Source organism: Rhizobium altiplani (assembly GCF_001542405.1).
Taxonomy (GTDB): Bacteria; Pseudomonadota; Alphaproteobacteria; order Rhizobiales; family Rhizobiaceae; genus Rhizobium; species Rhizobium altiplani.
This window is the reverse complement of sequence record NZ_LNCD01000124.1, coordinates 104,952-116,620: the sequence shown is the minus strand read 5'-3', so window position 1 is coordinate 116,620 and position 11,669 is coordinate 104,952. Positions and strand designations below refer to the sequence as shown.

The following is an 11,669-nucleotide window of genomic DNA, read 5'->3' as shown; positions in this document are numbered from 1 at the left end:
CGCAATGTTTTCCGCAGCTTGATGGAATGAGTCAGACGCCAACGCGATTGATTGCAGCGCAGAATTTTACAAGCACAGATACGAGAAGGCCACTTTTCACGGCTTCGGCAAGGACGTCAGATTGTCCGCCATCCGTCTTGCCAAGCAACGAGATCTTTAGAAAAGCCTCGTCGACAAGCCGCAGCGACATCGTCTTCAGTACTTCGGTCAACTGCTCGAGGGCGAAATCGCCGCGATGCGAGGCATGCGCAATCATTGCGGGCTTGAACGGCACTTCGTCGCGGGAAACGAGCCAATCAAGCGCGTTCTTCAATCCCCCGGGCAGGCCATGGGCATATTCCGGACATGCGACGATAATGCCGTTGGCCGCACGGATCTTGGCTGCAAACTCTTCGACGATCGCTGGCGTGTTCTCGCCCTCGCGGTCCGGGTTGAAGATCGGCAGCTCGCCGATCAGCTCGCAGATTTCGACTACGACGCCTGCGGGCGCATTATCCCGCAGGGCTTCGAGCAGCCGGCGATTGGTCGAAGCCTTTCGCTGGCTGCCGCAGAGCGCATAGAGGAAGAGCGGCTTTTCCATGCGCACGGTTTAAGCCACGGCGCCGATTCGCGCCATGCGCTCGTCAGCTGCTCTTGTGGTTGCCCTTCGGGAACTGTGCCGCAAGTTCGCTGTACCACTTGCCGCTCTTCTTTAGCGTGCGGACCTGGGTCTCGTAATCAACATGGACGAGGCCGAACCGCATCCGGTAGCCCTCGGCCCATTCGAAATTGTCCATCAGGCTCCAGGCGAAGTAGCCGCGCATCGGATACCCGTCCTTGATCAGGTCGGCGACGGTATCGAGGTGCTCGCTGTAATAGTCGAGGCGCGGCTGGTCGTCGACCTCGCCGTTGACGACGTCCATGTTGTAGCAGGCGCCGTTCTCGGTGATGTAGCACTCCGGCAGCTCGTAGCGGCGATAGAGATCCTCGACGACGTTCTTCAGGCCAGGCGCATACACTTCCCAGCCGATATCGGTCTTCACGTCGCTGACGCGTGGCGCCTCGACAGTCCAGGGGAAGTCGCCGTTCTTTGCCGGATCATCAGCAACTCGCAACGGCGTGTAATAGTTGAGGCCCCACCAGTCGAGCTTCTGATTGATGATCTTGAGATCACCCTCTTCCACAACAGGCATGCGCTCGCCGAGCGCTTCCAGGAACTCCTTCGGATACTCGCCCTTGAAGACCGGATCGAAGAAGGCGCCGTTGTGGAACTGGTGCGCGCGTTCGCCAGCCGCCATGTCGGCAGCGCTGTCGGAGCCCGGCATGACGGACATAGCGTTGAGCACGAGGCCTACAGGCACGTTGGGCGCTTCCGCGCGGATCGCTTCGACGCCGAGGCCATGCGCGAGATTCATGTGGTGCATGGCGTGAAGCGCTGCCTGCATATTGCGTTCGCCCGGCGCATGAATGCCATAGAGATGGCTGAGCCAGACGATGCACCATGGCTCGTTGAAGGTCGCGACGCTATCGAGGCGGTCGCCGAGGCGGGCCATCACTGTCTTGGCGTAGCGCTGGAATGCATAGGCCGTCGAGCGCGCCGTCCAGCCGCCGTCGCCGGCGAGAAGCAGCGGCAGATCCCAATGGTAAAGTGTTGCGAAAGTCTTGATGCCACGCGCCTTGCAGCCATCGACGAGACGATCGTAGAAATCGAGGCCCGCCTCGTTTACCGGGCCGGTACCATCAGGAATGATGCGTGGCCAGGCGATCGAGAAGCGGTAGGCTTCGACGCCCATGGACTTGATGAGATCGAGGTCCTGATCGAGCCTGTTATAGTGATCGCAGGCGACATCGCCATTGTCGCGGTTGAATACGCGACCCGGCATGTTGCAGAAGGCATCCCAGATGGAGGGCTTGCGGCCGTCTGCCTTGGAAGCGCCTTCAATCTGAAACGCCGCCGTCGCAACGCCGAACGTGAAATCGCCCGGGAAGCGGGCAGCAAGGGTCTTCGGATCGATCATGGAAATCCCGTTCTTCATGGTTTCGAGAGGCGGTTTAGCCAAGCGGACCGATGTTGTACAGCGTGGAAATGACAATGCTGTAACGTTTCAGGTTAGCCATTCCGGGGGGCGCCTTGCGCATCAGGCGCTCCCGCCTTGCATTGCGCGCCCTTTCGCGAAACAACCCTCCCATGAGCATTCCCACCACACACCCCTTCGCCTTTAACCCCACCTACGGCATGACCCTTGCCGACCTCCGAGCGATCGTTCCGCCCGAAGCGCCGCCGGGGTTCGATGCGTTCTGGCAGGCCCGATACGAACGAGCGATCGCCACCGACCCGCAGCCGGTGCTTCGAAAGAGCAGCCTGACGCATCCCGACTGGCAGGTCCTCGACATCACCTACACCTCGACCGGTGGATTCGAGATCGGCGGCTGGCTGCTCCTGCCACGGCGGCTGCCGGTGCGCCGCGGATTGGTGGTGGGCCACGGCTATGGCGGCCGCGATGTGCCCGATTTCGACCTGCCTGTCGAGGAAGCTGCCATTTTCTTCCCCTGCGCCCGTGGCCTGTCGCTCAGCGCCCGCCCGCCCATTCCGGCCGATGCGTCGGGGCATGTTCTGCAGGGTATCGACAACCCGAACACCTACATCATCGGCGGCTGCGTCGATGATCTCTGGCTTGCCGTCTCGTCGCTTCTCACACTTTATCCATGGCTCTCAGGCCACATTGGCTACAGCGGCGTCAGCTTCGGCGGCGGCATCGGCGCGCTGGCGATCCCGTTCGATCCGCGCATCGATCGCGGCCACCTCGTCGTCCCGACCTTCGGCGACCGGGAGCTATGGCTGACGCTTCCGACCGTCGGCAGCGCAGATTCCGTGCAGACATACCAGACGACACATGGAAGCGTTCTCGAGACCCTGCGGATGTTCGACGCGGCCAGTGCCGCAAGCCGGATCGAGGTGCCGATGCTCGCAGCCGTCGCCCTCTTCGACCCCGCCGTCGCGCCGCCCTGCCAGTTCGCGGTGGCCAACGCCCTTCCGACATCAAAATATAATGAAACCTTCATATTGGATGCGGGGCACTTCGATTATCCCGGTAGCACTGAGCAGAACGCGATTCTGCGCGAGATAGTCCGAGATTTCTTCAAGGTGTTATGAACCGGGAATATCTGCGTTGGCATAGTCCACGCCTGCATCGCGAGATGGAACTGCTGGTGTTCGGCCATGCCGGCGCCAAGGTCCTGATGTTTCCGACCCGCGAGGGACGTTTCTGGGAATACGAAAGGCTCGGCGTTGTCGACAGCCTTTCCGACAAGCTGCAAGCCGGCCATCTGCAGCTCTATTGCATCGAGGGGCTGGCCACAGAGACCTTCTACGGCTTCGACCGGCATCCGGCTGACCGTATCCGCCGCCACACGGCCTTCGAAGACTATATCCTGAACGAAGTCCTGCCGCTGATGGCATCGAAGAACGGACATGAGTGTACCATCGTGCATGGCTGCAGCCTCGGCGCCTTCCAGGCCGCCAGCCTGGTCTTCCGGCATCCGCATCTGTTCCGCAAGCTGGTTGCCTTCTCCGGCCGCTACGACCTGACGATCAGGGTCGACTCCTTCGGCGATCTGTTCGACGGCTATTACGACGACACGGTCTATTTCCACACGCCGACGCACTCCCTGCCGGGGCTAAACGGCGGCTGGCAGCTGGATAAGCTGCGCGAGGTCGAGATCGTCCTGACCATCGGTGACGCCGACCCCTTCCTCGACAACAACTATCACCTCAGCCGGCTGCTGGCGGAGAAGCAGGTCGGCCACCAGCTGCATGTCTGGGAAGGCCGCGCTCACCGGGCAGGCGCCTGGCGCAAGATGGCCGGCCTTTACATCTGACCCCGCACCCGGCCCGCCTAGAGAAGAAGCTCTTCGCCAAGCGGAAGCTGAAGCAGACGCGATATGCCGATATTCTCCAGAAACACCTCGTCGTGGCTGACGACAAGCAGCGCTCCGTCATAGGCCTGCAGCCCCGCTTCTACGGCTGCAATGGAATCGATATCCAGATGGTTGGTCGGTTCGTCGAGGATGAGCAGCGGCGGCGGCTTTGCGCCACCGAGAACACAGGCAAGACCGGCGCGCAGCAACTGCCCGCCCGAGAGCGTCGACACCTGCTGCAGGGCGGCATCCGCCCGGAACATGAAACGCGCCAGCGCCGCACGGCAGGCATTCTCATTGGCCTGGGGATTGAGATTGCTAAAATTCTCGCGGATCGACAACGATCGATCGAGCAGACTGACACTCTGATCGAACAGTGAAAAACCGGTCATGACGGAAACGGTCCCGGACCACGGCTGCAGCACGCCTGTGATCAGCGCCAGCAGTGTCGTCTTGCCGGAGCCGTTCGGCCCGGCGATCGCGACGCGATCGGGGCCGGTCATGGCAAAAGAGAGGTTTCTGATGATCGGCGCCTCGGGCCGATAGCCCGCGGTGACGCGCTCCAACCGCAAGACATGCCTGCCGGGCGGCAACCCGGATGACGCGAGCTGCGCTGAAAAGGGCTGCAGGATCTCGATCCGCCGCCGCGCCGCGGCCGCCTCCTCCATCGCCTCCTCGCGGCGTTTTTCGCCAAGGCGAACCTTGGTGCCGCTGGTGTTTTCCGCCGCCCGCTTGAGGCCACCGGCGACGATACGCGGCATATCGCTTCTTGCCGCCTTCTTGCGGCCGTTGCGATCGCTGCGGGCCTGTCGTTCCGCCGCGACCTGGGCGCTGCGGACCACATCGGCAACACGCCGCTCCGCGTCCGCGAGGTCGTGCTCGGCGGCGGCGAGCTCAAGCGCCTTGCGCACCTGAAAGGCGCTCCAGTTTCCACCATATCGCCGGGCACCGAGGCTGGTGATCTCGACGATCGCATCCATGGTATCGAGCAACTCCCGATCATGGCTGACGACGATGGCGCCGGCGCGCCAGCCGGAAAGCAACGTGATGATAGCCTCCCGCCCATCCCGGTCGAGATTGTTGGTCGGCTCGTCGAGGATCAGGAAATCGGGATCGGAGAAGACGAGGGCCGCAAGACCCACACGCGTCCGCTGGCCGCCGGAAAGCGAGATAAGCAACGTCTCCGGTTCTGCATCCAGCCCGACGCGTTCGATCGCCGCGGCGATACGCGCCTCGATCGTCCAATCAGCAATGGCGAGTTCGTCGGCAGTGGCGTCGCCAGCTTCGGCGCGGCGAAGGATTGCGAGCGCGTCACTGGCATCGAAGAGATCGGCGACCGTTGCCCTCTCCTCCACCTGGACCGACTGGCGCAGGATGCCGAGCCGTCCGCCAAAGGCAATGCTGCCGGATTGCGGCTGCAGTTCGCCAGAGACGAGCTTGAGCAGCGTCGTCTTGCCGACACCATTGCGGCCGACAAGACCGGTTCGCTCGGCGCCGAAGCTCAGATCGAGATGGGAAAGAAGGGGTCGCCCGTCAGGCGTGGACCACAAAAGATTGGATAGGGTAATGGATGCAGGCATGGATAAAGGACTCCCGAATGGCAAGGCGAATTGGCGTTGCGATCGGCGTGGAATCCATTGCTGCACACATCCTGTTGGTATTGGCGATGGCCGCAATCTAGGCGGGCAGAGGGCTGAAATCAAGGTGATATCGGGTGGAACCGCAAACCGGTGACGGTCCGTGCCTGACCTGGCCACCCTTTGCCGGATAAATCGAAGCGGGCTTGCACTTCGGCGTCTCAATGACGCCGTGTTGGTTAGGGCCCCTTCGCTGCGTCCTTGACCTTCACGGCCATTGTCACTGCGGCATTCACGAGGATTTCGTTGCGCCCACCGCGATTGAGATCCACGCTGCTGGTGAGGTTGGTGATCTGGCAGCTTTCGGCCAGTGCCTGCAGGATGAGATCACATTGCTCGCTAGCCATCGTGTAGAGCCCTTTCTGGGCTGCCTTGATCTGTTCACCGATTTCCTGCCCGGCCTCAACAGGCACCGAGAGGGACATCGTCGTCTGCACCTTGACCGTGCCGAGAGCACGCTCGCCGGCATAGAAGTTCGGTGCGCGGTTGGGGACTTCCTGCGACAATGCCGGAAACGCAGCGAGCGCAAACGCGCATGTCAGAACTTTGGCAGAAACTTTCATCGACCATCTCTCCATGTGGTTGCGCGCATTTTCTGCCATAGTATTGTTAAACGACAATGAGCGCGCATCCTAATATTCTAGGAAACGCGCTCATTAGTTGTATCCGTCAGAGTAGTCGAGTGAGGATCAGACCTTGACCCAGGCACCGTTCTTCTTCGAAGAAGCCACACAGGCTTCGACGAATGCAACGCCCTTCACGCCGTCATCAACGGTCGGGTAAACGACGGCCTTGTCGACCGCCTTCCCCTTCTTGTGCGCGTTGATGGCGTGCGCAGCTTCCGTGTAGATCGTTGCGAAGGCTTCGAGATAGCCCTCCGGGTGACCGGACGGGATGCGCGAAACGCGGGCCGCCGCCGGGCCGGAACCGGCGCCGTTGCGGGTGATCAGGCGCTTCGGCTCGCCGAACGGCGTAAACCACAGATAGTTCGGATCGGCCTGAACCCATTCGAGACCGCCCTTGGTGCCATAGACGCGGACCTTCAGACCGTTCTCATGGCCGGGGGCCACCTGGCTGCACCAGAGCATGCCCTTGGCCGCCTTCTCCGACCCCTTCGCCTTGAAGCGAAGCATAACGTGAGCGTTGTCGTCCAGCCGCCGGCCGGGCACAAAGCTGTCGAGATCAGCAGCCAGGCTGTCGAGTTCGAGGCCTGATACGAAGGACGCGAGGTTATAGGCATGCGTGCCAATATCGCCGGTCGAGCCGCCCGCACCCGACTGCGCCGGGTCGGTGCGCCACACGGCCTGCTTGGCGCCCGTCTGCTCGACGGCCTCGGTCAGCCAATCCTGCGGATATTCGGCCTGAACGATCCGGATGTCGCCGAGTTCGCCATTGGCGATCATCTCGCGTGCCTGGCGAACCATCGGATAGCCGGTGTAGTTGTGTGTGAGGATGAAGAGAGCGCCGCTCTCGTCGGCGACCTTCTTCAACTTCTTGGCGTCGGCAAGGTTCGAGGTCAGCGGCTTGTCGCAGATGACGTGAATGCCGCGACGCAGGAATTCCTTCGCGGCGTCATAGTGCACATGGTTCGGCGTGACGATCGAAACCGCCTCGATGCCGTTCTTCAGCTTGGCTTCGCGGATCGCCATCTCGCGATAGCTGGAATAGGTGCGCGACGGATCGAGGCCGAGGTCGCGACCCGATGCAATCGCCTTTTCCGGCGTTGACGACAGCGCGCCTGATATCAGATCGTATTGGTCGTCGATGCGGGCCGCGATGCGGTGAACGGCGCCGATGAACGCGCCGGCACCGCCGCCGACCATGCCGAGACGGATGCGCGGTTCGCGCGCCTGTTCTGTAGATGCTTCAATTGCCATTGGTTCCTCCTGAATTTGCGTAGGGAAGAAACAGCCCTTCCCTCGGTCGACTGGGGAAGGGAGAGCCCTTCCCGCTGCGTTCCAATCAGCCCTCCTGTCGAGAGGGCCGCGGCCTCAGAGACCGAGCATGCGGCGGTTGGCCGCCTGGTCCGTACCGCCCGCTGCGAAGTCGTCAAACGCCTTCTCGGTGACGCGAATGATGTGCGCCTTGACGAACTCGGCACCTTCGCGGGCGCCATCCTCCGGATGCTTCAGCGCGCATTCCCATTCGACCACGGCCCAGCCGTCGAAGTTGTTGGCCGTCATCTTCGAGAAGACCGCGCCGAAATCGACCTGGCCGTCGCCGAGCGAACGGAAGCGGCCGGCACGCTCGACCCAGCCCTGGTAACCGCCATAGACGCCCTGGCGACCGGTCGGGTTGAACTCGGCATCCTTAACGTGGAACATCTTGATCCGGTCCTTGTAGATGTCGATGTTGTCGAGGTAATCCAGGCACTGCAGCACATAGTGCGACGGATCATAGAGCATGTTGGCGCGCGGATGGTTCTTCACGCGCTCGAGGAACATCTCGAACGTGATACCGTCGTGCAGGTCTTCGCCCGGATGGATTTCGTAGCAGACGTCGACGCCGTTTTCGTCGGCATGGTCGAGGATCGGCGTCCAGCGCTTGGCAAGCTCGTCGAAGGCGGTTTCGACAAGACCGGCCGGGCGCTGCGGCCACGGATAGATGAAGGGCCAGGCGAGCGCGCCGGAGAAGGTCGCATGTGCCTTGATGCCGAGGTGCTTGGACGCCGTCAGCGCCATCTTGACCTGTTCGACAGCCCATTCCTGACGCGCCTTCGGATTGCCCCGCACCTCAGGTGCTGCAAAGCCGTCGAAGGCTTCGTCATAGGCCGGATGCACGGCGACGAGCTGGCCCTGAAGATGGGTGGAAAGCTCGGTGACTTCGACGCCGTTCTGGCGTGCGACGCCGGCGAATTCGTCACAATAATCCTTCGAGGACGCTGCTTTCTTGAGATCGATCAGCTGGCCCGCCCAGGTCGGAACCTGCACGCCCTTGTAGCCGATGTCGGCTGCCCATTTGGTGATCGAATCCCACGAATTGAAAGGCGCGGCATCGCCCGCGAACTGGCCAAGGAACAGGCCTGGACCCTTGATCGTTTTCATGTCAATTCCTCCCTAAAAGATGACCGTAAACGTTTCTGATAGTGTTCTAGCACGCGATTTGAAGTCTGCAAGCCGATTTCGGCGAAACTACAAATCTTCCCCACCGGGCGGAGATCGAAGGCGGCCGACTTAACCACGGTCGGTCTCGGGCCGCAAGATGTACGTACCGCATTTCTCGTCGCCACACTGTCACGATGGGGACGCCGGCCGGCGAACCCATCGCTACTTACTGCGGTGGACATCGCGCAGTGCCGTGTTACTGTCTTGAAACCAGGAGGGTGGCGCATGACGCGGCGTCTGGCAGCAATCTTGGATGCGGATGTGGTCGGCTTTTCCCGGCTGATGGGCCTTGACGAAAGCGGCACTTTCGCAATGCTGAAAGCGCACAACAGCGAAGTCATTGTCCCCAGCATCGGCAGACATCATGGGCGGGTGGTCAAATTCGTCGGCGACGGCACGTTGGCTGAATTTGCGAGCGTCGTCGATGCCGTCGGCTGTGCCATGGACATCCAGAGAGCATTGCTTGCGCTGAATGAGGCCGTCGAGCCGGATCGGCGCATGTTGTGGCGCATCGGCATCCACGTTGATGATGTGCTGGTCGAAGACGAGGACATCTTCGGCGACGGCGTGAATGTCGCCGCAAGCCTGCAGGCGCTGGCGCCTCCGGGCGGCATCTGCGTCTCCCAGCAGGTCAATGACCAGATCCGGTCGAAGCTTGACTTCAGGGCGATTGATTTCGGCAACCGCAAGCTCAAGAACATCGAGCGACCGATCCGTGTCTGGCGGTGGACGGCGGAAAGCGAACCGCTTCCCTCGCCTGCCGCGCCGAAGGATCCGGTCACAGGCCCCGTCCGCAATCGGCCCTCCATCGCGGTGCTGCCCTTCAGCAACATGTCGAGCATCGAGGGCCAGGAACATTTCTCGGATGGCTTCACGGACGAGCTGATCGCCACGTTGGCGCGCTGTCGCTGGCTGCTGGTCGCAGCCCGTAACTCGTCTTTCAGCTACAAGGGCCGGCAGGCCAATGCGCAACAGGTCGCGGAGGACCTTGGCGTCAAGTACGTGCTGGAAGGCAGCGTGCGCCGCGCGGCAGATCGCGTTCGCGTCACCGCGCAATTGCTGAACGGCACGGATGGCACGCTGCTCTGGGCAGAACGCTACGACCGGACGCTGGCCGACATCTTCGAGGTTCAAGACCAGCTTGCCTCGGAAATCACCGGCACGATCGAGCCGGAACTGGGCTCCATCGAATTCGCCGCCCTTCGTGGCCGCACGGTGTTCGACATGGATGCCTGGGAAATCTACCTGAAGGGCCTCTGGCATCTCTATCGGTTCACGCTTGATGAATTAAAGACCGCCAAGGCGCTCTTCGAGCAGGCAATCAGTATTGACCCGACGTTCGCGCAGGCGCAGGCGCGACTGGCTTATGTTCACATTCAGCTCGGCTGGTATGGCCCCCTCAATGAACGCGCGGAGCGGATCTGCGATGCGATCGAGCTTGCCGAACGCGCGATCATATCCGACCAGAGAGAACCCGCGGCGCACCTCGCCCTGGGAAGGGCGCTGGCGCTTGATGGCGCGACCGAGGCCGGGCTTGTGCATCTGCGCAACGCCTTGCAGCTGGACCAGAGCTTCGCGCAGGCTCACTTCGCGCTCGGTCAGGTCCTCTGCTACGTCGAACGCCCCGCGGAAGGCATAGAGGAGATCAAGGAAGCGTTTCGGCTCAGTCCTCGCGACCCGCATCTGTGGACCTTCCATAACGTTCTCGCCATCGCAAACTATCAATTGGGCAACATGGCGGAAGCGGCCAAGGCAGCGCGCGCATCGCTCCGCTCGCCGAACGCCACCTTCTGGCCAGCGATCTTTCTGGCTGCCGCCCTCGGAAGGGTGGGTGGCGAAACCGACGAGGCGCGAGAAGCAGTTGCGAGGCTTCATCGCTTCCGGCCGGGGATGACCTGCACTGACGCCCGCCGAGAGTTCTATTTCGGCGATAATCCCGTCATGACCGAAGCCTTCATCGACCACTGCATCACGGACCTCGCCAAGGCCGGCCTGCCGGACTAGCAAGCGACACTGTCAAAGAAAGGCGCCCGTCCTGTCGAACGGGCGCCGCATTAGATTCTTCGGATCAGAACGGAGAATCCGGGAAGTAGAAGTCCTTCGCATTGTCCTTCGTGACAAGCGTCGCGTCGAGGACGAAGGTGCCGCGAACCGGAACCTGGCCGTAGAGACCAGCAGCCGTCAGCTCCATCGCCGTGCCAACCATTGCCGGCGGATAAAGAACGTCGACCGGGATCAGCTTGTCGCCGTCCATGACCTTCTTGACCATGTCCTTGGAGCCGGCGCCGGCGACAACATACTTGATGTCGGTACGCTTGGCCTGCTCGATCGCCTGCAGCACGCCGACAGCCATGTCGTCGTCCTGGCACCAGACCACGTCGATCTTCGGGTACTTTGTCAGATAGTCCTGCATGACCTTGAAGGCATCGTCGCGGTTCCAGTTACCGTACTGGCGGTCGAGAACCTTGACCTTGGAGCCGGCAATGCCCTTGTCGAAGCCGTCCTGGCGCTGCTGATCGATCGGGATCGGCAGGCCGCGAATGACGACGACTTCGGCGTCCGGCGTCTGCGCAGCGATGTACTTGCCAGCGACTTCACCGAGCGCCGGGTTGTTGCCAGCGACATAAAGGTCACGGACGGTGTCATCGTTGGTCGAGGGCGCACGGTCGACGAGCGCGACGTACTTGCCCTTACCTTTGACTTCCTTGATGGCGTTGACGAGCGGATCCGGATCCGACGGCAGGATGACGAGGGCGTCGATGCCCTGTGTATCAAGGTCCTGCACAGCGTTCGCCTGGCTGGCGGCATCCGGCGAAGTCTTGACGATGACGTTCAGGCCCGGATGCTGTTCCATCAGTTTCTTGGCGATGCGTTCGGCGTGGAACACGACGCCCGAGGTCCAACCATGGTCGGCTGCCGGAATCGAGACGCCGATGGTGAACTTCTTGTCCTGTGCGTATGCGGTACCCGCCAGCGTGACGGCCGCAACCGCAAGACCCAACATGAGTTTGCGCATTCTATTTCCTCCCAA

The 11,669-nt window shown here is 61.8% G+C and carries 10 protein-coding genes; 3 read left to right on the top strand and 7 right to left on the bottom strand.

All coding sequences use genetic code 11. The features are described from left to right. Positions 1-31 precede the first annotated feature (31 nt). Together AS026_RS30860 and AS026_RS30855 are read right to left on the bottom strand one after the other, a co-directional pair. Positions 32-580, bottom strand: coding sequence for an NADPH-dependent FMN reductase (locus AS026_RS30860; protein ID WP_018856545.1), 549 nt, complete (start codon positions 578-580; stop codon positions 32-34). A gap of 43 nt (positions 581-623) precedes the next feature. Continuing rightward, positions 624-1,997 carry a GH1 family beta-glucosidase gene (locus AS026_RS30855; RefSeq protein WP_062374499.1) on the bottom strand — a complete coding sequence of 458 codons (1,374 nt, stop codon included), beginning with the start codon at positions 1,995-1,997 and terminating at the stop codon, positions 624-626. Between the two features lie 170 nt (positions 1,998-2,167). Between AS026_RS30855 and AS026_RS30850 the strand changes: the two genes are divergently transcribed. Both AS026_RS30850 and AS026_RS30845 read left to right on the top strand, forming a co-directional pair. Continuing rightward, positions 2,168-3,133, top strand: coding sequence for an acetylxylan esterase (locus AS026_RS30850; RefSeq protein WP_062374373.1), 966 nt, complete (start codon positions 2,168-2,170; stop codon positions 3,131-3,133). Then, entirely contained in the window at positions 3,130-3,858 is a 729-nt protein-coding gene (locus tag AS026_RS30845; protein WP_062374371.1) for an esterase family protein, read from the top strand. Before AS026_RS30850 ends, AS026_RS30845 begins: the two co-directional genes overlap by 4 nt. A gap of 17 nt (positions 3,859-3,875) precedes the next feature. Here the strand turns inward: AS026_RS30845 and AS026_RS30840 are convergent, their stop codons facing one another. The 4 genes from AS026_RS30840 to AS026_RS30825 all read right to left on the bottom strand — a co-directional run bounded on the left by AS026_RS30840 (position 3,876) and on the right by AS026_RS30825 (position 8,578). After that, entirely contained in the window at positions 3,876-5,477 is a 1,602-nt protein-coding gene (locus AS026_RS30840; protein WP_062374370.1) for an ABC-F family ATP-binding cassette domain-containing protein, read from the bottom strand. Positions 5,478-5,713: 236 nt separating this feature from the next. Beyond that, on the bottom strand, positions 5,714-6,097 hold the full coding sequence (locus AS026_RS30835; RefSeq protein WP_025658892.1) for a hypothetical protein: 384 nt from the start codon (positions 6,095-6,097) through the stop codon (positions 5,714-5,716). Positions 6,098-6,223: 126 nt separating this feature from the next. After that, positions 6,224-7,411, bottom strand: a complete 1,188-nt coding sequence (locus AS026_RS30830) for a Gfo/Idh/MocA family protein (RefSeq protein ID WP_018856539.1) — start codon at positions 7,409-7,411, stop codon at positions 6,224-6,226. A 114-nt stretch (positions 7,412-7,525) separates the two neighbouring features. Then, positions 7,526-8,578 carry a sugar phosphate isomerase/epimerase family protein gene (locus tag AS026_RS30825; protein WP_025658891.1) on the bottom strand — a complete coding sequence of 351 codons (1,053 nt, stop codon included), beginning with the start codon at positions 8,576-8,578 and terminating at the stop codon, positions 7,526-7,528. A gap of 285 nt (positions 8,579-8,863) precedes the next feature. Here AS026_RS30825 and AS026_RS30820 point away from each other — a divergent pair, with 285 nt between their 5' ends. Continuing rightward, positions 8,864-10,642: an adenylate/guanylate cyclase domain-containing protein gene (locus AS026_RS30820; RefSeq protein WP_062374369.1), complete on the top strand. Its 1,779-nt coding sequence runs from the start codon at positions 8,864-8,866 to the stop codon at positions 10,640-10,642. 64 nt (positions 10,643-10,706) lie between these two features. Here the strand turns inward: AS026_RS30820 and AS026_RS30815 are convergent, their stop codons facing one another. Next, positions 10,707-11,654 (bottom strand): substrate-binding domain-containing protein, encoded by a 948-nt coding sequence (locus AS026_RS30815; protein ID WP_016556996.1) that lies wholly within the window; start codon positions 11,652-11,654, stop codon positions 10,707-10,709. Between the last annotated feature and the right edge of the window lie 15 nt (positions 11,655-11,669).